A 22,889-nucleotide genomic window follows, 5' to 3' on the forward strand; every position below is an offset into this window, starting at 1 on the left:
ATCAGCCCGTGCCGTGCTAATTACCATTCTATCCTTAGCCCACCGCCTTGTCGAGGAGGTTAATTCCCACTTACTTTATGGCAAAACGTAAAATGATTCTTGATTTAGATACTGGTGTTGATGACGCTTTAGCTATTGCCTATGCGCTCGCTGACCCAGAAGTTGATCTAATCGGAATTGTAAGTTCATATGGTAACAACCTATTAGATGTTTGTGCCGAAAACAGCCTTAAGTTATTGGAATTATTAGGTCACACTGATATTCCAGTATTTAAGGGTCTTCCACATTCATGCACTACTGACCACTTTGATGTAATGCAAGTTTCAAAGGATATCCACGGTGATAACGGTATCGGTGATGTTGAATTACCTGCGCCAAGTCGGGCTCTTGAAGAACAATCCGGTGTTGATTTCTACATCGAAGCCGCTCACAAGTATGGCAAGGACTTAATCATCATCCCTACTGGTCCAATGACTAACTTAGCTGCTGCTTTGAAGAAGGATCCTGAAATTGCTGACTTGATTGGTAATGTCACATTCATGGGTGGTGCCTTAACTGTTGAAGGTAATGTTACTCCTGTCGCAGAAGCTAACATTAACCAAGACCCAAAGGCTGCCGATGAAGTAATGAAGTCCAATTTGCCACTTACGATGGTTGGTCTTGATGTTACTCTTCGTACTCTTCTTACTAAGAACGAAACAAAGCAATGGCGTGAATTAGGCACTGCTTCCGGTAAGGCTTTTGCTGATATTACCGACTTCTACATCGACGCTTACTACAACCTTGATATTGATAAGCGTGGTTGTGCCCTCCACGATCCATTAGCTGTTGGTGTTGGTATTGACCCATCATTTGTTTCAACTATTAGCTTATTCATGAAGGTTGTTTACCAAGAAGGACCTTACTATGGTCGGACAATCGGTGACAACGCTAAGTTAAACGATCCTAACCCTAATGTTAAGGTTGCCGTTAACGTTGACAAAGAACGTTACCTCAAGGCCTTCATGGACCGCCTAAACAAGCTTTTCAAAGAAAATTAAATGGCAGAGAAAATTTACGATGTGACAATTATTGGTGGAGGTCCAGCGGGGATGTTTGCTTCATTTTATTGCGGCCTTCATGAATTAGATGCCCAGCTAATTGAAAGCCTTCCACAACTTGGCGGACAAGTAGGGGCACTCTATCCTGAAAAACAAGTTTGGGATGTAGCGGGAATGCCAGGTGTAACTGGACATGACCTAATTGCTAAGCTAGAAGAGCAAATGGCAGTGGCACCGATTGACCAATTCCTCGGTGAAACTGTTGAGGACGTCATTAAAAAAGACGATGGAACCTTTACCATCAAATCAGCAAAGCGGGTATCCCGGTCACGAGCAGTAATCATTGCTCTTGGTAACGGGGCGTTTACTCCGCGTAAGCTTGCTTTAGAGGGAGCAGCTGAGATTGAAGGCAAGCAGCTTTCATATTTTGTTAATCATAAAGCTGATTATGCGGACAAGCGGGTTGCCATTCTTGGTGGGGGCGACTCCGCGATTGATATTGCCTTGATGCTTGAACCCGTTGTTAAGGAAGTCCACCTTGTCCATCGGCGGGACCAGTTCCGCGGTCTGGAGCATACTGTAACTCAGCTTAAACAGTCATCTGTACAACTGGATACGCCTTTCTTACCACGCGCATTAACGGTGGAAGACGATGAAACGGTAACGCTTGATCTTAAGAAGATGCGTAGTGACGACGAAGCACAATTGAATGTGGATAAGATTGTGGTTAACTATGGCTTTACTTCTAACAATGCGGCCTTAAATCAGTGGTCCCTTGACTTAGCAGCAGAGCGCAACTTGATCAAAGTCGATTCAATGATGGAGACCAGTGTTGAAGGGGTATATGCGATCGGGGATGGTGTGACCTACCCGGGGAAAGTCGCATTGATTACGGCCGGCTTTGGTGAAGCACCGACAGCGGTAACCGCCCTAGCTAAGAAACTCTATCCCGATAAGCGAATGGCAATGCACAGCTCTTCAATGGGGATTACTAAATGATTGACTCCAAATAAGACTGAAGCACTAGAATTTAGATACTTCGATAAAGATAAAAAAGTACTCTATAATGATTATTATATTTTTAACGCTACAAACACTTTATTGCGCCAACATTTCAGTATTGCATATATTGGAAGAGACGCGCAGGGAGCCCGACCACTTAAAGTAGTAAGCTTAAAGAAAGCCAAAAAATTATATCGTCAAAACAAACATTACTCGCTTTATGTTAGAAAAAGGGATGCAATAGTAAATGGTCCCCAAAGGGTAATTATAAGAGATGGTGCCAAGACGATTTCTATGAATCCTGGTAGACATGATAAGATTTACCAACGAGAAAGGGACTCTTGTGTGGTCAAAGGCAATAAACAAGTAAAATTCATCAAAATTCAGACGTTAATTTTGATTGATAACTATAATTGAATGTGTAAGAAATTGCCAGAGAACTATGAAAAGGCCCTCGAAAAGTGGGAAAAGATGACTATTACGAGTGATCCAATGTTCGGGATGGTTATGCAGAATAAAGAAATTTGTTTAGAATTGATTAATCGTGCATTACCCCATTTAAAGGCAACTCAAATCGTCCAGTTAACAACTCAAAAAGATATTAATGTCGTAGCTGGCCGGCGCGTCCGTTATGATGTTTATGTGCAGGATGAAGATGGCAACATTATTGTTATTGAGATGCAGGTAGCTGACCGACAGAATTTGCCTTATCGCTTGCGGTATTGTCAAGAGCAAATAGATCATGGATTACTCTTGCCGGGCAAGGATTATCGCGATTTAAGTCTTCATCCGACCTATGTGCTCATGTTTTGTGATTTTGATTATTTTGGCTATGGTTGGGCCCGTTATGTGTTTGAAATGGCGTGTACTTGTAATCATCAGTTGAAATTAGGCGACCAACGGACAGTTGTGATCTTTAATGCCTTGGCTAAAGAATTTACTAAAGATGAGTAGATGCGTAATCGAGTAGACAATAAGAGTAAGTTTATTACTAAGATTCAAGACGAGATTATTAAGATTAAGCAGGAGCCAGAGAGGAGACGAGGCTTTATGAAGTTCGAGCTTGATTTAATGGACGCACGGCGAGAAGAAAGAGAAGAGTCGAAACAAAAATTAGTTAAGTTTTTAGCCAGTCAAAAGACTGCACCGTCAGAAATAGTGGCCGCTCTCGTTAATGTTTACCAAATGCCAGAAAAAACGGCTCGAGAATATGTTGCAGAGCATGTAAAGACTCCAAAGTAGATGGCACAGAAGATTGAGAATTTTATTTTTGATATTGACGGCACTTTAATTGATACTATTGATATGTATATGCCAGCAATGATTGATGTTTTAGCTCAACATGGTCACCCAGTTGCACCCGACAAAGTAGAGCAAACTAAGCATGACTTATTTGGTATTACGGGACAAGATGCCCTCCGTCTTGCTGGAATTAGTGAGGATGAAATTCCGGCGATCCAACAAGACTGGTTTAAGCTGGCTTATCAACGTGCTGATCAAGTAAAAGTGATTGAAGGAATTCCGGAAATGCTTAATACCCTTGCCAATCGTGAAGATGCAAGGATCGCCATCGCAACTTCAAAACTCGCTGACGAATACCAAGAATACTTCGTTAACAAATATGACTTTGCAAAGTTATTTAAGGTTGCCATTACGTCTGCTGATACTAAAAAGCATAAGCCAGCTCCAGATCCTATTTTAGCGGCAATGGATAAAATGGGAGCAGATCCCGCCACTACTGTTTATGTTGGAGACACGATCAATGATATGAAAGCCGCCCATGCAGCTGGTGCCAAGTTTGCAGGCGCCCTTTACTCTTCTGCAAATCCCGATAGTATTAAAGATGCGGACTTCCCATTAATGAAGCCCGCTGATCTCTTAGAAATTTAAGTGGTCATTATCAGTAATCAAAAATCAGTACCTAAAGAGCTATCATTCATTTCGATTTACTTTTTAGGAATTAATGGAGTAATTGGTTCAGGAACATTTTTACTGCCATCTGTTATTTATCGGTACATGAACTTATCGGCTGTAGCAGTTTTGCTATGTACAGCAATAACCGTTTCATTGATCGCCCTATGTTATGCCGATCTTTCTAGTCGTTTTACCGGCTCAGGTGCAGCATGGCTTTATTCTTATCATGCATTTGGCCGATTTACCGGTTATGAGTTAGGGATTTTTACCTGGTTCTTAGGCTGCTGTACCCATTCAGCGGAAATTGTTGCCTTATTAACTACCCTCAAGAACTTTTTGCCAATCTTTAATCGGCCGCTTATCTATGGAGCCGCTGCTTTTGGCTTAATTGTGCTCTTTGCAGTTATTAATTTCTTCGGCCACGGCCTTGTTAAACTGGTTAATAATGTATCAGCGGCTGCGAAGATCCTTACGCTGATCATCTTTATTGTCGTTGGGGTCTTCTTCATCCATAAAGCTAACTTCTCACCAGTGATTCCCCAAGCAGCTTTAAAGGGACCAATGTCATTTATTCATCATTTTGGTGAAGCCTTTACCCCGATCTTTTATCTTTTTACTGGTTTTTCATTTTTACCAATTGCTGCTAAGCAAATGAAGAATCCAGAAAAGAATATTCCTCGGGTGTTAATTGCAGTCATGGTTAGTGTAACTATTTTGGATGCATTGATGATGACCGTTGCCGTTGGACTTTCCGGGACTAAATTAGGCGGCTACTCGACACCACTGGCTAATGCTTTGGGAGGTGCCCTTGCGAAAGGACTCGGAACCACTATTGGTAAGTGGGGATATGCCTTTATTATTTTCTGGATGCTTGTAAGTATCTTTGGGGTCGCCTTTTCATCTTCGTTTAACACGCCATCGTTAATTACTTCAATGGCCAATGAGCACGGCATGTTGCCAAAGTTTATTGGGAAGAAGAATAAGCATGATGCCCCATGAATGGTTACTAATTTTACGGCTAAGACCTTGCTTGTCGGAACTGTCATCGCCATTCTTGCCGCGGCAGCATACTTCTTTATCAAGAAAGATCGTAGTTATGAAGAAAAGCATGTAGAATGGCTTGATGACTTGCGATTAAAAGATGAAAAAGAAGGACTCCTAGATAATCAGAAAAAATAAATGAAATATCAAGAAACCAAAGAAACACTTAATCAATTAGTTGCTGATCTGAGTCAAATGGCAATGATAATTCATCAAACTCACTGGTATATGCGTGGCACTAACTTTCTAAAGCTTCACCCATTAATGGACCAATTTATGGATGAAATCAACGATCAACTTGATGTAATATCTGAACGATTATTAACTCTCGACGGTGAACCTTATTCGACCCTTAAAGAAGTCGCAACCCATACGAAAATTAAAGACTGGCCAGGAAACTTTGATAAAACAACGCCAGAACGGCTTGCGCATTTAGTCGCTGGTTATCGTTATCTTGAGGACCTTTATCAGCATGGAATTGAAGTGACTGACATTGAAAAAGATTATTCTACCCAAGATATCTTCATTGGATTTAAGACGGCAATTGAAAAGAAAATCTGGATGCTGCAAGCAGAATTAGATCAGGCACCAGAAATTGACAACTAAATGAAAGAAAATTATCAACTAACAACTGACGAAATAAAGAAAGAATACCAATTAACTGATTTTACTCACGGCCTATCAACCCAAGCTGTCGAAAAACGGCTTGCCGATGAAGGACGTAATATCATTGAAGTAAAACCAACGCCCAAGTGGAAACTATTCTTACGCCAGTTTAACAATATTGTTATCTATATTTTATTAGCCGCTACTTTACTGACCGTTTTAATTGGTCACTATACTGATGCGATTGTTATCGGGGCGGTTGTCATTCTAAACGCGCTCATTGGTTATTTCCAAGAATCAAGCGCAGCGAATGCCCTCGCCAAAATTAAAGAGATGATGGCGCAACATGCCACCGTCTACCGGGATGGTAAACGACAAGATATTGATGCCGCGGATCTTGTCCGTGGGGATGTTGTTTTCCTCGAAGCCGGTGATAATGTACCAGCTGACTTACGGATTGTCTCAGCTGATAACTTACGAATTGAAGAATCGGCTTTAACCGGTGAAACTAATTCGGTTATCAAAACTGATGAAGCAATTACCGACCAAGACGTTCCTCTCGCTGATCGTGTTGATATGGCATATGCTTCGACTTCAGTTACAAGCGGAAGTGGCCTAGGAGTTGTAGTCGCAACTGGTGAACAAACCGAAATTGGTAAGATTTCACAAGAAGTTGCGCAAATCAAGCCAAAGAAGACCCCATTAACTAAAGAAATTGACCATGTTGGAAAGGTCGTTTCTTACATTACAATTACTGCTTCAGTGATTGTTTTCGTTGTCGGTTTCTTCCTCGAAATTTACTCCTTGCCTGCCCTTGCGCTTGCAGTCGTGGCAATGTTGGTTGGTGCGATCCCAGAAGGTTTGCCTGCAATTACCTCTGTTATCTTAGCCTTTGGTATTAGCAAAATGGCCAAAGAGCATCAGACAATTATCAAATCAATGCCTGCTGTTGAAACATTAGGCTCGGTCGATGTTATTGCTACTGATAAAACAGGAACTCTTACCAAAAACGAAATGACCGCCATTGAGTTATGGGTCGGCGATAAACACTACACGGTTACCGGAACTGGTTATGCTCCTAATGGTGAGATTCTCTTAAATGACAAACCAGCTCAACTGACAGATCAGCTCAAACTTTTCTTAGAGGCTGGATATCAAGCAAATGATACGGCTTTAACTGATGAAGACGGCACCTGGCATATTAATGGTGAACCGACTGATGGAGCCTTCTTAACTCTTTATCACAAAGCGTTTGGGGCTAAATATCAATCGCCATATAAAGCTGTTGACCTCCTTCCATTTGATTCTGATTACCGTTATATCGCTGAATTAACTCGTGATCCAGAAGATAAACAACAAGTAATCTTTGTTAAAGGATCTCCAGACAAGCTCTTTGAAATGGCCACAAAGGAAGATCCACAATTTGATACTGCCAAGTGGCAACAACGGGTAGATGACTGGTCCAAAGCCGGAAAACGAGTTATTGCGGTTGGCTATCAACCTGTTAATGGCAAAAATCTAATAGAAGTCGAACATGACCACCTCTACAGGGGAATTCACTTACTTGGCTTAGCTGCTCTTCAAGACGCACCACGCGAAGAAGTGATTGTTGCGTTAAAGCAAATGAACCGTGCTGGTGTTTCCGTTAAAATGATTACGGGGGATGACCCGCAAACCGCCCGTGCAATCGGTAAGCAACTAGGCTTATCGACGGGCCCGATCAACGCAATCACAGGTGCAGAATGGGATAAACTTTCTGCCAGTGAACGAGAAGAGGCCGCTTTAGATAACCAAGTCTTTGCGCGGACAACTCCACAAAACAAGCTTGAAATTATTGAAGCGCTCCAAAACCGGCAAAAGATCACCGCGATGGTTGGGGATGGAGTTAACGATGCACCCGCCTTAAAGAAAGCCGATATTGGGATTTCAATGGGGATCAAGGGAACGGACGTCGCTAAAGATGCTGCCGACATGATCTTAGGAAATGATAACTTTGCGGTAATGGCTGCTGTTATCAAAGAAGGTCGGCGAATTTACGACAATATCAAAAAGAGTATCTTATTCTTATTACCAACCTCCTTTGCTGAAGGATTGGTGGTTGCCTTCTCCATTCTTACTGGTCAGCAAGTTCCCCTCCAACCAGCTCAGCTATTGTGGATTAACTTAATCGCCGCAATCACTATCCAGTTTGCGTTCGTCTTTGAAAAAGCAGAAAAAGGCATCATGGATCGCAATCCGCGTCCTGTGACCCAACGATTAATGAATCGACATGATTTAATCCAGATGGGTTATGTCTCAGCCTTAATGGCGCTGTTCGCCTTAATTGGTTACGAATGGTTCATCAGTGCTGGGGCAGACGTTGTCAACGCTACAACAATGATGGTTAATACCATTGTTATTAGTAAGGCCTTCTACTTCTTCAGCATTCGAACTGAACGATATGGACTAAAAGAAGTTGGAAATATTGGCAAGAAAGCCTGGGGCGTTATTGGATTGATGATTCTTTTCCAATTGATCTTCACCTACGTTCCATTTATGCAGGCTGCCTTCCACGTGACCGGAATAAGTTTACTGGAATGGCTAGCAGTAATTGTCTTCTCTTGCTTAATCTTCTTATGTACTGAATCTGATAAAATGATTCGTTTCCGTCTAAATCGACGGTAAATGAAACAAGGCACTAAAATTATTACCCTTGATAACGGCTATCATCTGTGGACGAATACCCAAGGTGAAGGTGATATTCATTTATTAGCTTTGCATGGGGGGCCTGGTGGCAATCATGAATACTGGGAAGACGCTGCTGAACAATTAAAGAAGCAAGGTCTTAACGTTCAAGTAACAATGTATGATCAATTAGGTTCACTATATTCTGATCAACCAGATTTTTCTGACCCTGAGATTGCGAAGAAGTACCTTACTTACGAATATTTCCTTGATGAAGTAGATGAAGTACGAGAAAAGCTTGGCTTAGACAATTTCTATCTTATTGGTCAAAGTTGGGGTGGCCTTTTAGTTCAAGAATACGCTGTTAAGTATGGCCAACATCTTAAGGGCGCAATTATTTCTTCAATGGTTGACGAAATTGATGAATATGTCGACCGGGTTAATGAATTACGGGAAAAGACCCTTTCTCCAGAAGCAGTTGCCTTTATGAAAGAATGCGAAGCCAAGAACGATTACAGTAATCCTAAGTATCAAGAATACGTTCAAGTAATGAATGAACAATACGTTGACCGGAAGCAGCCATCCAAGCTTTATCATCTTAAAGACCTTGGCGGCACAGCGGTTTACAACGTCTTCCAAGGTGATAACGAATTTGTGATTACCGGTAAGCTTAAAGACTGGCATTTCCGTGACCAATTGAAGAATATTAAGGTGCCAACTTTAATTACATTTGGTGAACACGAAACGATGCCAATTGAAACTGCTAAGACAATGAATAGTCTCATTCCAAATTCACAGTTAGTTACTACTCCCGATGGTGGTCACCACCACATGGTAGATAACCCCGATGTTTATTACAAGCACCTCGCTGACTTCATTCGGAATGTTGAAAATAATACGTTTAATAATTAAATGAAAATCAATCAATTTAGTATTACTTCGACTACACCACAGGCACGGCGCCAAGAATTAATGCAGATTCACTTGCTTCGGAAAAACGAAGAACAAAATTTAACACCGAACGCAATGTTTGAAATCTTCTTAGCACGAATTTATATGGCAAGTGCCCAGCCGATCATCACTAAACAGTGGCTTCATGACCTATTAGCTACTCCTGACCTTGCTCTTGATGATTGGTTTGACCAGAATCAAATATTAACCGATGAAGTATTTTACCTCGTCGCTCTCCAACTACTCGATTTTGAGGCCGCAGTTGATTTTGATATTACAGATCCCCTTGCTACAGTTAAGAAAATTGGCTTGCCAGTCGAATCACATCAAAAATGGACAACCGCAAACGTTACCGATGCTTTTTACCTTCTTTTAAATACTCATAACAAAAATGGTCAATCGCTTATTGATCATTTAACGGCAGAGGGCTTTATGGCTTGGAGTTACCAGCTTCCAGCTGAACAAAAACCACTCTTTTTCAATGGAAAGCCGCTTGCTAGTTTTGACCCTGCTAAATTCATTCGTGAGGTTGTTTACATTGAGACCGATATGGATACTGATTTTGATGGTAAAGCAGATTTAGTTAAAGCGGAAATTATGCGGCCAATCGAATCGGACCATGGACTAAAAGTTCCCGTTGTCTTTACTGCTAGTCCTTATAATCAAGGAACAAACGATGAATGGGGCGAAAAAGCAACGCATAACGTCAATCTTCCTTTGAAACATAAGGATCCTGATTATCAGGCCCCGACTGAAGAAAAATTTCCGACTGACTTTTCACGCCAAAAAGTTACTGGCGAAAGCCGGCAAGCTACTGAGACATTTAGTACCACGCCAGCCTACACACTAAATAATTACCTCGCCGCCCGTGGTTATGCGGTTGTTTATTCAGCCGGAATTGGTACCAAAGATTCGGATGGTCTGCAAACGTGTGGTTCTCCAGAACAGACTGATGCGATGAAGGCTGTCATCGAGTGGCTTCATGGTGATCGGCAAGCCTTTACTGACCGTCATAGCGGTACCACAATCAAGGCGACCTGGTGTAATGGTAAAGTCGCAATGACAGGACGCTCATATCTCGGCACTCTAGCCACCGCTGTCGCAACCACTGGTGTACCTGGCCTCGAAGCAATTATTAGTGAAGCGGCCATTTCCAGTTGGTATGACTATTACCGGGAAAACGGCCTTGTCCGGGCACCCGGTGGCTTTCAAGGGGAGGACGCAGATGTTTTAGCTGACGAAACATTCAGTCGAACCAAACGTCCAGCAGACTACCGCCGAATTGAAAAAGTAAATGATAAATATATTGCTAAAATGCAAGGAGCAATGGATCGGACGTCTGGTAATTATAACGAGTTCTGGGACCACCGCAATTATCGGCATGATCTTGAAAACATCAAAGCTGCCGTGATGATGGTGCATGGCCTTAATGATACCAATGTCCGTCCTAGTAACGTTAAAGCACTTTATGACGGCACTCAAAGTTTGCCGATTACAAGCAAACTCATCCTTCACCAAGGACAACATATTTATATCAATGCCTTTCGTTCATTAGATTTCTCTGACATGGTTAATCTCTGGCTTGCTAATAAGCTCTGGGGTCAAGAAAATCATGCTGATGATACCCTGCCAAGTGTTCTTGTGCAAGACAATAGCACCCCCGAAACTTGGACCGCATATGATCAATGGACTGCAGGCGAACAAAAACAGTACCAATTTAACGACCATCGCCTAACGAATTTGCCCGGACTAGGAATCCAAAGCTTTAATGACCAACAACCAGAAGAAAAGTACCTTCAATGGTGTAAACAACCCCAAGCATGGGCAAAGGCACTCGTGAATGATAACGGTCAATTTAGTCGGCGCTTCGTAACTGCTGTATTTAATAATGATACGCTTCTCCGTGGAACTCCGACTGTCACCTTAAAAGTAGCCTCTTCAAAAAATTATGGAATGATTAGTGCCCGGCTTGTTGACCTTGGCAGCAGCAAACGCCTTACAATGTCACCTGTTCTGTTTAATCGTAATGGTCTTGAGCTAGGTTATCACTGGAAGACAGATGACCTTCGCGAATTTAAATTAGCAAAAGAAACAACTAATTATAAGGTAATCGCAAGTGGACATATTAATTTGCAAAATCGAAACAATCCAGCACAAGTTGACGAATTAGCCGCTAATCAATTTGTCACCGTTAAGTTTGATCTTCAACCAATTTTCCACCGAATTGTAGCTGGCCATCAATTAGGGATCATTATTTATAGCACTGATTACGAATACACACTTCGTGGCAACGAACGGATTGAATATCAATTAGAGCTGAATGGCTGTCATCTTGACATTCCTGGCTTCAGCGTTTTAGCTTAATTTTATCCATAAATTTGCGAGAATACCCCACTTCTATAAGTAGGGGATGAATCGCTCTCTTAAAGTACGTTAGTGCTTTTTCTTTTGTTCTATGATATATTTAGTATATATCTATAAAATGTGGTGATAACAATAGAATTAGATAGAAATCAACATTCGTCAATGGACATCTATCGTAAGGCCTTCTACCAAGAGATATCACAGCTCCACCAACCAATAATCAATTGGTCAGTATTATTTATTTGAGTCCAGTGGCTAACTTATTCTTGAAATTTAGGAAGAATAATGAATAGACAATTTGATTTCTTAATGCCAAGTGTGAACTTCTTTGGTCCTGGTGTTATTGCCAAGATTGGGGATCGTGCAAAGATGCTCAATATGCACAAACCATTGATTGTTACTACTGAAGGTTTATCCAAGATTGACAATGGTCCTGTAAAGCAAACCGTTGCTTCATTGGAAAAGGCTGGCGTTGACTATGCCGTATTTACTGGCGCTGAACCTAACCCTAAGATCCGGAATGTTCAAGCTGGTAAAAAGATGTACCAAGATGAAAACTGTGACTCAATTATTACTGTTGGTGGGGGTTCTGCTCACGACTGTGGTAAGGGTATCGGTATTGTTTTAACTAACGGTGATGACATTTCCAAGCTTGCCGGAATTGAAACATTGAAGAATCCACTTCCACCATTGATGGCTGTTAACACTACTGCCGGAACTGGTTCTGAATTAACTCGTCACGCTGTTATTACTAACGAAAAGACTCATTTGAAGTTTGTTGTTGTTTCATGGCGTAACATTCCATTGGTATCATTCAACGATCCAATGTTGATGCTTGATATTCCAAAAGACATTACCGCTGCTACTGGTTGTGATGCTTTTGTTCAGGCTATTGAACCATACGTTTCTGTTGACCATAACCCAATTACTGATAGTCAATGTAAAGAAGCTATTCAATTAATTCAAACTGCTTTACCAGAAGTAGTTGCTAATGGTCACAATATTGAAGCACGGACTAAGATGGTTGAAGCTGAAATGCTTGCCGGAATGGCCTTCAATAATGCCAACTTAGGCTATGTTCACGCAATGGCTCACCAACTCGGTGGTCAATATGATGCTCCTCATGGTGTTTGCTGTGCCTTGCTCTTGACCACTGTTGAAGAATATAACTTAATCGCATGTCCAGAGCGGTTTGCTGAATTGGCTAAGGTAATGGGCTTTGACACTACTGGTCTTACCCTTTACGAAGCAGCACAAAAGTCAATTGACGGTATGCGTGAAATGTGCCGGCTTGTTGGTATTCCATCATCAATCAAGGAAATTGGTGCTAAGCCAGAAGACTTTGAAATGATGGCCAAGAATGCCCTCAAGGATGGTAATGCCTTCTCTAACCCACGTAAGGGTACTGTTGAAGATATTGTAAAGCTTTATCAAAAGGCTTACGATGGCATCTACTAAATGAAAAAAGTTGGGATTATAGTCGGCAGCGTTCGTCCAAATCGGCGGAGCATGCAAGTAGCAAACTGGTTAAAAGTTCAATTAAAGAAAAGTACAAAGGTTCAATTTGACATCATCGACCTAAAAGAAGTTAATTTACCGATGATGGATGAACCTAAAATTCCTTATTTGGGTTTATATGTTCACGAAAAAACGCGTAAATGGAGTGAGTTAGTACAAAGCTATGATGGTTTTGTGTTAGTTTTTCCGCAATACAATTGGGGCTATCCAGCAGTTTTGAAAAATGCGATTGATTACTTAGGAAAAGAATGGCAAGGAAAGCCGGTTAGTTTAGTAACATTCGGTGGACATGGCGGCTCGCAAGCACAAATTGCAATGAAATTGGTCGTAACCGGCTTAAAGATGGCGGCGCTTCCTGTTGATTTACAAATTAACTTGATGCCGGATGATTCAACTGCGACTGCTGATCGGAAGTTGAATACTTATAATACGCAAGCAGCGTTATTAAAGACTGCCTTTGAAAATGAATTAAGCTAAATGCAAGGAAAAGCAAGTGCAATGATAGTAAATGAAGCACGGCTGACATTGCCTAATGAAAAAAGAATTGAGTATGATGAATTTGAACGGTACCAGTTTCGGGCAAAACAGTTACGAACTTGGTGGCAAGTCAAGCGACCAAAATATAAAATTGATTGGTCATTTTATCATAAGAAACGGGGATACTGGGATTAGGTGGATAAACTGTGGAAGGTAGTGGATATCTTGAATATAAAAATTATTGGTGTGGGTAAGTTAAAAGAAAAGTATTTTAAAGCGGGAATTGCTGAATATGCTAAACGACTTGGACGTTATTGTAAATTTGAAATTGTTGAGGTTCCTGATGAAAAAGCACCTGAATCTTTAAGCCAAGCAGAAATGGATGAAGTAATGGCAAAGGAAGGGGAACGGATTCTTGATAAAATCAAAGATCGCGAATATGTATATGCTTTAGCGATTAAAGGTAAAGAACGTTCTTCTGAAGAGTTTGCAAACGAAATCAATAAATTAACAACTTATGGTCACAGTGATATTACTTTTGTGATCGGCGGTTCATTAGGGTTAAGTCCAGCAGTATTAAAACGGGCAGATGCCCAAATTTCGTTTGGACGTTTTACCTTGCCTCATCAATTAATGCGTTTAGTTTTAAGCGAACAAATTTATCGAGCTTTTACCATCATCAATGGCCTCCCATATCATAAATAAATGAAACGAATTATGGGCTATATTATTATTGGAATTGTTGTGATTGGTGGTTATTTTGGACTTTTAAGGCTTCATCAACAGACTACAAAGCCAGTGGTAGGAATTTTAACGATGATGCATCATCCAGCATTAGATCAGATTCAAAAGGGAGTCGTTGCTGGATTAGCAGAAGAAGGATACCGAAACGGCAAGAATATCAAAATTGAATACCAGAATGCGAATGGTGATCAGGGAAACTTAAATACTATGGCGAATAAATTAGTGAATGATCATGCGAAAGTAATCGTTGGTATTACCACCCCAGCTTGCCAAGCACTTGCTAATGCGACCAAGGATATTCCAATTGTGATGGGCGGAATTGGTGATCCGGTTGGTGCCGGCTTAGTAAAGAATGAAAAACACCCAGAAGGAAACGTTACAGGGGTTCATGATGTAAATCCGAGTGAACAGCAGATTGCATTAGTAAAGAAATTTATACCAAACATAAAGACCCTGGGAGTAATCTACACATCGAGCGATACCTCTTCTGAAAGTCAGTATCGAACAATGGTAAAAGCAGCGCATAAATTACATGTAAACTTAAAAACTTATACAATTGCGAATGCTAATGAACTTAATCAGACTTCACAAACAATGTTGAGTAAAGTAGACGCGGTCATTGTTCCTAGTGACAATACAATTGCCGGATCAATGGGAGTATTGGTGAAAAATGCGGATGCGGTCAATAAGCCTGTTTTCCCTAGTGCTGATACAATGGTAAAAGATGGTGGAGTAGCTTCTATTAGTCTTAGCCAATACGGGCAAGGAAAAGCAGCCGGAAAAATAACAGCACGTATTTTAAAAGGTGAAAAGCCAGGACAGATGGCAGTTAATAATTACCATCATGGAGAACCGGTTCTTAATTTAAAGCAAGCACGTAAGTTAGGAATAAAAGTTCCAGCAGATTTTCAACGAGAAGCAGAACAACATGGAACAGTCTTTAAGTAAATGAATAATCCACGGTTTAAATACCCAGATACAAAGGCATATGAATTTGTAGTACATCGTTTAGAAGAACGCGGAGTAAACTTAGAAGAGCTTGCTAAGATTGTGTATGAGACACAAAAGGGCTTTGAACCAGATTTGACGTTGGAAATATGTCAAAAATTTTTAATTGATACGATGCATAAGCGTGAATTATTAAATAGTGCAATGGTAGCACTTGAACTTGATCGGTTAACCGAAGAAGGAAAAGTAGATGAACCTTTAGCAGGTATTATAAGAAATGATGCTGGGGTGTTTGGGGTAGATGAAACCCTAGCTTTACAAATTGCTAACATTTATGGAACAATTGGGACGACAAACTTTGGTTACTTTGACCGGGTTAAGAGTGGGATTATTGCCAAATTTGACCATGATAAGGTTCATGTAAATACATTTATTGACGATATTCTCGCGGCGATTGTGGCGGCTGTTTGCGGAAAGATTGCCCACCAGTACGCTTGAATGAATAGGATAAAACAAGCTTTTAAAGATCGATTGTGGCTAGGCGTAATTATTGTCGGCTTATTTGCTGGTCTTATCGGTGGTGGAATCGCCTTAGGAATTAATAACCTGGTACAACATCATGAAGAAGTAACAAGTACACGAGTTCCAGCTGGCTCTAATAGGTCTGGTGGTACGAAGGTTAATAAGAATAAGGCTGACTTAAGCGGGGAAGCGTCCCAAGCTTATAAGTCCGTTCAAGGAGCCGTTGTTAGTGTTATTAATAAACAAAAAGTTCAGCAATCAAGTGGGACGCTAGGAATTTTTGGTTATGGCAGTAGTAACAGAAGCAACAGTGATTCTTCTAGCGATAATAAATTGGAAACCGCTAGTGAAGGGTCAGGGGTTATTTATAAGAAGAGTGGAAATTCGGCTTATGTTGTAACTAATAACCATGTTGTCAAAGGTTCAAACGCGCTCCAAGTAATTTTAAGCAATGGTAAAAAAGTTAATGCTGATTTAGTTGGTACTGATTCTGCAACCGACTTAGCTGTATTGAAGATTAACGCTACAAATGTTAAGACAGTTGCATCCTTTGGTAACTCTAATTCGATTGTTCCTGGTCAGGATGTGCTAGCAATTGGTTCACCAATGGGAAGTGAATATGCTAATACAGTAACAAAAGGGATTATTTCTGCCAAAGATCGGACATTAAAAGCCGGGACTGATGGAACTTTGACATCGGTTATCCAAACAGATGCCGCTATTAACTCTGGTAATTCAGGTGGTCCATTAATTAATATGGCAGGTCAAGTTATCGGAATTAATTCAATGAAACTCGCTTCTGATACACAAGGCTCTTCAGTTGAAGGAATTGGTTTTGCCATTCCAAGTAATGAAGTTGTGACAATTATTAACCAGTTAATTAAGAATGGTAAAATAACTCGTCCATCACTCGGAATTAGTATGGTGGATCTTAGTAATGTTACTTCTGATCAACAGCAATCAGTCTTAAAACTACCAACAAGCGTAAGCAAAGGGGTAGTAATTATGGATGTGAATAGTGGTTCAGTTGCTGATACTGCTGGATTGAAAAAGTATGATGTCATTACAAAGCTTGGTGACACTCAAGTTACAGATGCGGGTTCATTAAAGGCGGCCTTATATAAATACAAAGTTGGACAAAACGCTAAAGTTACTTACTACCGTGATGGTCAACAACACACCGCAACTTTGCATTTAACAAAGAGTGCTGATACAACATCAACTGATGACTCACAACAAGATAATAATTAGGTGACAGAAACGGATCCATTACGTTATAGTATACTTGCGAGCGGGAGTACTGGAAATGTAACTTATTTGGAAACGCGCAACCACCGGATCTTGATTGATGCTGGTTTAAGTGGGAAGCGGATTGAAAATTTAATGAAGAAGATTGATCGATCATTAAAGGATGTCGATGCGATTTTTGTAACGCATGAACACAGTGATCATACGCATGGTGTTGGTGTCTTGGCACGTCGCTATGGGATGGATGTTTATGCCAATGAAGGAACCTGGCAGGCAATGGCCAATAAAGTTGGTAAAATCCCATTAGCACAAAAGCATATTATTGCACCAAATACTGTTAGGGACTTGGGAGACATGGATATTGAAAGTTTTGCGGTATCTCATGATGCTGCGCAACCGCAATTTTACCAAGTTCACCACAATAATAAGACCTTCTGTATTATTACGGATACTGGTTATGTTTCTGATCGAGTTGAGGGAACCATCCGAAATGCAGATGCCTACGTAATGGAATGCAATCATGATACAGAAATGTTGCGGATGGGTCCTTATTCATGGCCATTAAAACAGCGGATATTAGGGGATGAGGGTCACCTTTCCAATGAAGAAGGTGCCGATGCATTGATGAGTGTTGTTGGGCGGCGAACCAAAGAGATTTTCCTTGGTCACCGTAGTCAACATAATAACATGCGTTCGCTCGCCCACTTAACAGTTGCAAGTTTGATGGAGCAGCATGACTTTGGCGTCGATCATGATTTTAAATTGCAAGATGCTGAACCAGAAGAACCAAGCAAGTTAATGACGTTATAAATGAATTTTAAACGTATTCAATGGATCTTTATCCTTGCCTTTTTGCTTTTTGATATCTTTGTTGGAAGTTCATTAATCTTAGAAACTAGATTTACCGTTTCTAATGGTCAGCAAAATCGCCAATCAACAGTGTTAAAAGAAATGCGCAATGACTCGATTAGTTATGGCGAGCTTTCTAATAAGCAGCAAACCGGATATTATATTGCTGGAAAGAAATCCTCTGATAGCGGAGTCCTAGAGCAAGAAGCCGGGAAATTACGTAATCAAAATTTTCGTCTTTCTTCAGGAACACTAACTAGTGAGTTTGATAAGCCAATTAAAACAACTAAAAATAATGAGATTCGGCGTGTCGACCGTCTATTAAAAAATAAAAAGATGGTAAGTTTAGGAAATCATTATCGCTATAACAAGGAATTATCGGACAAAAATACCCTTGTTTATACGCAAATGCTAGAAGGAAAGCCGCTATTTTCAAATGATGGGCAAATTCGTTTTCGGATAAACTCTGACTATGGGATAACAGGTTATACGCAGACTTACTTGCAAGATGTTGAAATTCTCCGGCAACGGTCAAATACGATTAGTCAGCGCCGAGCAATTACCTGGTTGTATAAACATAATCAAATTCCTAATAACTCCCGCATTAGGTGGTCGGTGCTCAGTTATTCTAAGCTCCTTAACACTACTACTGATGATAAAGCAGTCTATGTGCCAACGTGGACTGTTGAAATCAAAACTAAAAACTCAGGAGCAATTCAACAATTACAAGTTAACGCATTTAATAGTACAGTTATGAAGGAAACGCCAGATAGTGTGAATACGAACTCGTTAAATGATAAGTAAATGATGAAGAAGCTGAAAAGTAATTGGCAAGCAATCGCCTTAACGGTTGTTGTGCTTCTTAGTTTATTCATTTCATGGATTGTCTGGACCAACCCATTTCCTTTTGAGGGAGCACGACACGAAAATTTCAATAATAACCAATCACAACAATATACACCGCAATCAAGGGGCGATGTTTATCTCCCAACTAAAGCAGTTGAGACAAATGAAAAAGGAACTCAGAATCAACTTTATAGCCCTAAAGCTAATTTAATTCTGAGCGTAAAAAAAGAGTTAGAGGATTGGAAATTAGGCCGGACAAATGTTGTCAAACAAAATAACAGTGATGTTTATTTGAGTTATTTGCGACGGCGGAACTCGTTAATGCTGACATATCCGGATGAGGTACCGAGCTCAGTCTTCAACGAAACATTTTCCCAGTCAATTGATACTGACCGGGTTAATCAGATTAACCATATTGTTATCCCGCTAAACAGGCAACATGAGATTTACTTACTTGGTGACCACCATTATAGTGTGTACCGAGTACGGGTAGAGCAGGGAAAATTTAACCATATTCGGCAACTCTTAAAGTCAATGGATCGAATCCCAGTTGACCATAAAACTATTAACGGAGTAGCAGTAATGATGTATCCCCGGTCCTTTGAGTTACCAGCATTAGGATATCAAATCACTGCGCAAAACATCGATACCCTTAGTGCTAGTCTAATGAGTACTAACCAACACACAACAATTACGGCAAATCGGAATGGCAACGAGACTACCTATACGGATGGAACCAATCGTCGGCTGATATTTAATCACCAAGATGGAACGCTTAAATACGAAAATTACCTTAGTAAGGACGATCGGGAATCAACAAGCCAGATTTTCCCACACTTCTATAATAAGTTGACGACAATTGGAATTCCGCTTGATAATTTGCGCTATGATGAGGTGAGTGAGCATGGTCGTCGGTTAAACTATCGGGCTTATGTTAATAGCTTTCCAATTTTCAATAGTGATGGTTATGGAGAAGTAACGCTTGAATCTACAAGTAGCGGGAATGAACGCTTCTGGCTAAGTCTTTATAGTCTTCGAGTGCCATTGCCAATTGATCACCAGATGGTCAAGCTTCCATCAAGTGCAGATGTGATTAATCAATTACATGCAACCAACCGGATGCGTGACATCAAGGACTTACGTGTCGGGTATATTTGGAAAACTGATAAAGATAGTCATGTTGTAAAGTTAGTGCCAACGTATTTCATTAAGTATCGCGGCCACTGGGTTGAATATACCGAGTTAGAAAAGTAGGTGAACAGCAAGTTAAAATTTTATCAATCGATTCGTTTTAAAATCGCTCTCGTATTCGTGTTAATTTTGATGTTAACACTTGAATGTGTTGGGGCGGTTTTTGTGCGTCAATTAGAGCATCAAAACCTTAATACGTTTAAGCAAACCATTGAATTACCGTCTTACGTTGATAATTCTTTAGCAGAGCAGCTATCACGATCAAATACTAAAAAAGCAAACAAACAAATTAACCAAATCCTTTCAGAAGTTAATAATAATAATATTTCTGAAATCCGGGTGGTTGATAGTAAGAGTATTGTGCGGGGAACAAGCAACGCTGATAATCGGAGTGCAATCGGTCAGAAAACAACGGATCAAGCAATCAAAGCAACCTTATTAAATAATAGATCGCATACCGAAAATTTATACGATAATTCAAATCACACGCGCTACTATGTTAATGTTATTCCCCTTGTGGATAATAGTAACAATAACGTTGTGGGAGCTGTTTACCTGCGAGCTAGTCTAGAAAGTGTCTACGCTAATATTAATAATATTACTTTGGTATACCTATCTGCGGCGATGATTACTATTGTCTTGAGTTTGATCTTGGCAATTATTATTTCCCAGGAAATTACCCGCCCAATTGAAGAAATGAGGAAACAAACATTACGAATTGCCCGGGGAGACTATTCTGGTCAAGTAAAAGTATTGGGAAATGACGAGTTAGGACAATTAGCAGGGGCAGTTAATAATCTTTCTGTCCGGGTTGAAGAGGCACAGGAGTCAAGCGATTCTGAACGACGACGGCTTGATAGCATTTTATCCCATATGTCTGATGGGGTTTTAGCCACTGATCGTCGAGGAAATGTGACCATTGTAAATAATATGGCGTTACAGTTACTAGGTGTCGAAAATGAAGATGATTTAATTGGTAAGTCAATTATTGATGTGTTGGATATTCGTCATGACTATACCGTTCGTCAACTAGTAAATGGTCAACAGCGCGAGATGATTATTGATATGTCAAACTCTGGCAATAATTTGATCTTAAACGCCTACTTCTCACCAATTCAACGCGAATCTGGCTTTGTCAGTGGGCTTGTCTGTGTCCTTCATGATGTAACGAGCCAGCAAAAAGAAGAACGCGAACGGAAGCAATTCGTTTCAAACGTCTCACATGAGTTGCGGACTCCATTAACAAGTGTTCGAAGCTATGTCGAAGCATTAAGTGATGGTGCTTGGCAGGATAAAGAAATTGCCCCTAAGTTCTTAAAGGTTGTTCAGGATGAGACAGACCGGATGATTCGGATGATCAATGACCTGTTGAGTCTATCACGGATGGATGCAGGGACAACGAAGCTCAATCTGGAATACGTAAATATCAATGAGTTATTTAACTATATCTTGGATCGTTTCGATATGATTATTAAAAAAGAAGAAGATCCAAAAAAGAAAAAATATACCATTGAACGATACTTTACTAAGAAAGATTTATGGGTTGAAATTGATACCGATAAGTTTACCCAGGTAATTGATAATATTATGAATAACGCAATTAAGTATTCTCCAGATGGTGGTGTAATTACAACCCGCTTACTGGAGACGCATAATCATGTTATTTTAAGTATTTCTGACCAAGGTTTAGGGATTCCACGAAAAGATCTTGGACGTATCTTTGATCGATTCTTCCGCGTTGATAAGGCAAGAAGCCGGAAGCAAGGGGGAACAGGTCTGGGACTAGCTATTTCCAAGGAAGTTATCAATATGCTTGGTGGACAAATTTGGGTTGATAGTGTAGAAGGCAAGGGTTCAACATTCTATATTTCCTTGCCATATGTACCTTATGAGGAGGAAGACTGGGATGATGAAGAAGCTGAAAAGTAAATGGCAAAGAAAATTTTAGTTGTTGATGATGAAAAACCAATTTCTGATATCATCAAATTTAATCTTGAAAAAGAAGGATATGAAGTTGTCGTAGCCTATGATGGCGAAGCAGCTTTAGAACAAGTAGAAGCAGAAAATCCTGATTTAATTATTCTTGACCTAATGCTGCCGAAGATCGATGGACTTGAAGTGGCCAAGCGGGTTCGGGCTAAGCATACCATGCCGATTATTATGGTAACTGCTAAAGATTCGGAACTAGATAAGGTGCTGGGGCTTGAGCTTGGGGCCGATGATTATGTTACTAAGCCGTTCTCTAACCGCGAACTAGTAGCACGAGTAAAGGCTAATTTACGACGGCAAGCAACTCTGAAGGCACCGGCAGAAGAAGAAAATAATACCGATATTCAAATTGGCGACCTTACGATTCATCCTGAAGCCTATACCGTAACTAAGCGAGGCGAAAATATCAATTTAACGCATCGTGAGTTTGAACTTTTACACTATCTAGCTCAACATATTGGACAAGTTATTAACCGCGAACATCTTCTTCAGACTGTATGGGGTTATGACTATTTTGGGGATGTTCGGACAGTTGATGTGACCGTTCGACGGCTTCGTGAAAAGATTGAAGATAACCCGAGTCACCCCCAATGGTTAATTACCCGGCGTGGTGTTGGCTATTACCTAGCAAATCCTGATCAGAATTAGGGGCAGTTAGCTCAGCTGGCAGAGCAACGGACTCTTAATCCGTGGGTCCAGGGTTCGATCCCCTGACTGCCCATCAAAAGAGACTGGGAATTAACTATTAATTCTTGGTTCTCTAACAGTAAAATCCGGACTATGATTTTTGATCGATTCAAAAATCGTAGTCCGGATTTTAAATTATTTATAAAATTAGTCGCCAATCGACTAATAATAATGAGTTACCGGAACAACATTCCTCGCAAGTCATTGGGCTATCAAACACCTTACGAGGTATTCATGAAGTATGTCACTGATGAGCAACTACTTTTTTTCTAACTTAAATTGACATTT

At 40.5% G+C, this 22,889-nt stretch carries 22 protein-coding genes, 1 tRNA gene and 2 pseudogenes; all 25 read left to right on the top strand.

Annotated elements, in window-relative coordinates:
- Positions 1-77: 77 nt before the first annotated feature.
- Complete coding sequence (locus HHK02_RS10445; protein WP_003664874.1) at positions 78-1,040, top strand: nucleoside hydrolase; 963 nt, start codon at positions 78-80, stop codon at positions 1,038-1,040.
- On the top strand, positions 1,041-2,039 hold the full coding sequence (locus HHK02_RS10450) for an NAD(P)/FAD-dependent oxidoreductase (protein ID WP_181462399.1): 999 nt from the start codon (positions 1,041-1,043) through the stop codon (positions 2,037-2,039).
- The gene (locus HHK02_RS10455; protein ID WP_078010031.1) at positions 2,040-2,459 is read left to right on the top strand and encodes a hypothetical protein; all 420 of its coding nucleotides are present in this window, start codon (positions 2,040-2,042) and stop codon (positions 2,457-2,459) included.
- The gene (locus HHK02_RS10460) at positions 2,460-2,996 is read left to right on the top strand and encodes an Rpn family recombination-promoting nuclease/putative transposase (RefSeq protein WP_231124844.1); all 537 of its coding nucleotides are present in this window, start codon (positions 2,460-2,462) and stop codon (positions 2,994-2,996) included.
- Positions 2,997-3,284, top strand: coding sequence for a hypothetical protein (locus HHK02_RS12695; RefSeq protein WP_225430691.1), 288 nt, complete (start codon positions 2,997-2,999; stop codon positions 3,282-3,284).
- On the top strand, positions 3,285-3,932 hold the full coding sequence (locus tag HHK02_RS10465) for an HAD family hydrolase (RefSeq protein ID WP_181462400.1): 648 nt from the start codon (positions 3,285-3,287) through the stop codon (positions 3,930-3,932).
- Positions 3,933-5,135 (top strand): annotated as a pseudogene (locus HHK02_RS10470) (APC family permease). It abuts the gene before it with no gap.
- Complete coding sequence (locus tag HHK02_RS10475) at positions 5,136-5,603, top strand: Dps family protein (RefSeq protein WP_003675056.1); 468 nt, start codon at positions 5,136-5,138, stop codon at positions 5,601-5,603.
- A complete protein-coding gene (locus HHK02_RS10480) occupies positions 5,604-8,267 on the top strand; it encodes an HAD-IC family P-type ATPase (RefSeq protein WP_085720064.1) in 2,664 nt (887 codons plus the stop codon).
- Positions 8,268-9,179, top strand: coding sequence for a proline-specific peptidase family protein (locus HHK02_RS10485; protein ID WP_003669047.1), 912 nt, complete (start codon positions 8,268-8,270; stop codon positions 9,177-9,179).
- A complete protein-coding gene (locus HHK02_RS10490) occupies positions 9,180-11,582 on the top strand; it encodes a Xaa-Pro dipeptidyl-peptidase (protein WP_181462401.1) in 2,403 nt (800 codons plus the stop codon).
- Positions 11,583-11,867: 285 nt separating this feature from the next.
- Positions 11,868-13,040 carry an iron-containing alcohol dehydrogenase gene (locus HHK02_RS10495; protein ID WP_011953356.1) on the top strand — a complete coding sequence of 391 codons (1,173 nt, stop codon included), beginning with the start codon at positions 11,868-11,870 and terminating at the stop codon, positions 13,038-13,040.
- Positions 13,041-13,577 (top strand): NADPH-dependent FMN reductase, encoded by a 537-nt coding sequence (locus HHK02_RS10500; RefSeq protein ID WP_181462402.1) that lies wholly within the window; start codon positions 13,041-13,043, stop codon positions 13,575-13,577. It begins immediately after the preceding gene.
- Positions 13,578-13,772 carry a hypothetical protein gene (locus tag HHK02_RS10505; protein ID WP_172748298.1) on the top strand — a complete coding sequence of 65 codons (195 nt, stop codon included), beginning with the start codon at positions 13,578-13,580 and terminating at the stop codon, positions 13,770-13,772.
- Between the two features lie 30 nt (positions 13,773-13,802).
- Positions 13,803-14,282: a 23S rRNA (pseudouridine(1915)-N(3))-methyltransferase RlmH gene (gene rlmH, locus HHK02_RS10510; RefSeq protein ID WP_085679841.1), complete on the top strand. Its 480-nt coding sequence runs from the start codon at positions 13,803-13,805 to the stop codon at positions 14,280-14,282.
- Positions 14,283-15,269 (top strand): tryptophan ABC transporter substrate-binding protein, encoded by a 987-nt coding sequence (gene trpX / locus HHK02_RS10515; RefSeq protein WP_085650204.1) that lies wholly within the window; start codon positions 14,283-14,285, stop codon positions 15,267-15,269.
- Complete coding sequence (locus HHK02_RS10520) at positions 15,270-15,767, top strand: phosphatidylglycerophosphatase A family protein (RefSeq protein ID WP_011953352.1); 498 nt, start codon at positions 15,270-15,272, stop codon at positions 15,765-15,767.
- Complete coding sequence (locus tag HHK02_RS10525) at positions 15,768-17,042, top strand: S1C family serine protease (protein ID WP_085650206.1); 1,275 nt, start codon at positions 15,768-15,770, stop codon at positions 17,040-17,042.
- The gene (locus tag HHK02_RS10530; RefSeq protein ID WP_181462403.1) at positions 17,043-17,849 is read left to right on the top strand and encodes an MBL fold metallo-hydrolase; all 807 of its coding nucleotides are present in this window, start codon (positions 17,043-17,045) and stop codon (positions 17,847-17,849) included. It begins immediately after the preceding gene.
- A complete protein-coding gene (locus tag HHK02_RS10535; protein ID WP_181462404.1) occupies positions 17,850-18,692 on the top strand; it encodes a two-component system regulatory protein YycI in 843 nt (280 codons plus the stop codon).
- Entirely contained in the window at positions 18,693-19,988 is a 1,296-nt protein-coding gene (locus HHK02_RS10540) for a YycH family regulatory protein (protein ID WP_152699990.1), read from the top strand. It begins immediately after the preceding gene.
- Positions 19,989-21,854 (top strand): cell wall metabolism sensor histidine kinase WalK, encoded by a 1,866-nt coding sequence (gene walK, locus HHK02_RS10545; RefSeq protein ID WP_181462405.1) that lies wholly within the window; start codon positions 19,989-19,991, stop codon positions 21,852-21,854.
- The gene (yycF, locus tag HHK02_RS10550; protein ID WP_011953351.1) at positions 21,855-22,562 is read left to right on the top strand and encodes a response regulator YycF; all 708 of its coding nucleotides are present in this window, start codon (positions 21,855-21,857) and stop codon (positions 22,560-22,562) included.
- A tRNA-Lys gene (locus HHK02_RS10555) sits at positions 22,563-22,635 on the top strand. It abuts the gene before it with no gap.
- Positions 22,636-22,769: 134 nt separating this feature from the next.
- Positions 22,770-22,874, top strand: a pseudogene (locus HHK02_RS12700) (IS30 family transposase); the annotation flags it as partial.
- Between the last annotated feature and the right edge of the window lie 15 nt (positions 22,875-22,889).

It is taken from the genome of Limosilactobacillus reuteri (genome assembly GCF_013694365.1).
Classification (GTDB): Bacteria; Bacillota; Bacilli; order Lactobacillales; family Lactobacillaceae; genus Limosilactobacillus; species Limosilactobacillus reuteri_E.

Bases quoted from the DNA above. Each gene is read 5' to 3' on its own strand.
- HHK02_RS10450 (WP_181462399.1), top strand. From the start codon at position 1,041: ATGGCAGAGAAAATTTACGATGTGACAATTATTGGTGGAGGTCCAGCG.
- HHK02_RS10520 (WP_011953352.1), top strand. From the start codon at position 15,270: ATGAATAATCCACGGTTTAAATACCCAGATACAAAGGCATATGAATTT.
- HHK02_RS10535 (WP_181462404.1), top strand. From the start codon at position 17,850: ATGAATTTTAAACGTATTCAATGGATCTTTATCCTTGCCTTTTTGCTT.
- HHK02_RS10485 (WP_003669047.1), top strand. From the start codon at position 8,268: ATGAAACAAGGCACTAAAATTATTACCCTTGATAACGGCTATCATCTG.
- HHK02_RS10460 (WP_231124844.1), top strand. From the start codon at position 2,460: ATGTGTAAGAAATTGCCAGAGAACTATGAAAAGGCCCTCGAAAAGTGG.
- HHK02_RS10465 (WP_181462400.1), top strand. From the start codon at position 3,285: ATGGCACAGAAGATTGAGAATTTTATTTTTGATATTGACGGCACTTTA.
- HHK02_RS10445 (WP_003664874.1), top strand. From the start codon at position 78: ATGGCAAAACGTAAAATGATTCTTGATTTAGATACTGGTGTTGATGAC.
- trpX (WP_085650204.1), top strand. From the start codon at position 14,283: ATGAAACGAATTATGGGCTATATTATTATTGGAATTGTTGTGATTGGT.
- HHK02_RS12695 (WP_225430691.1), top strand. From the start codon at position 2,997: ATGCGTAATCGAGTAGACAATAAGAGTAAGTTTATTACTAAGATTCAA.
- HHK02_RS10480 (WP_085720064.1), top strand. From the start codon at position 5,604: ATGAAAGAAAATTATCAACTAACAACTGACGAAATAAAGAAAGAATAC.
- HHK02_RS10500 (WP_181462402.1), top strand. From the start codon at position 13,041: ATGAAAAAAGTTGGGATTATAGTCGGCAGCGTTCGTCCAAATCGGCGG.
- yycF (WP_011953351.1), top strand. From the start codon at position 21,855: ATGGCAAAGAAAATTTTAGTTGTTGATGATGAAAAACCAATTTCTGAT.
- HHK02_RS10475 (WP_003675056.1), top strand. From the start codon at position 5,136: ATGAAATATCAAGAAACCAAAGAAACACTTAATCAATTAGTTGCTGAT.
- HHK02_RS10540 (WP_152699990.1), top strand. From the start codon at position 18,693: ATGATGAAGAAGCTGAAAAGTAATTGGCAAGCAATCGCCTTAACGGTT.
- HHK02_RS10490 (WP_181462401.1), top strand. From the start codon at position 9,180: ATGAAAATCAATCAATTTAGTATTACTTCGACTACACCACAGGCACGG.
- HHK02_RS10525 (WP_085650206.1), top strand. From the start codon at position 15,768: ATGAATAGGATAAAACAAGCTTTTAAAGATCGATTGTGGCTAGGCGTA.
- HHK02_RS10495 (WP_011953356.1), top strand. From the start codon at position 11,868: ATGAATAGACAATTTGATTTCTTAATGCCAAGTGTGAACTTCTTTGGT.
- HHK02_RS10505 (WP_172748298.1), top strand. From the start codon at position 13,578: ATGCAAGGAAAAGCAAGTGCAATGATAGTAAATGAAGCACGGCTGACA.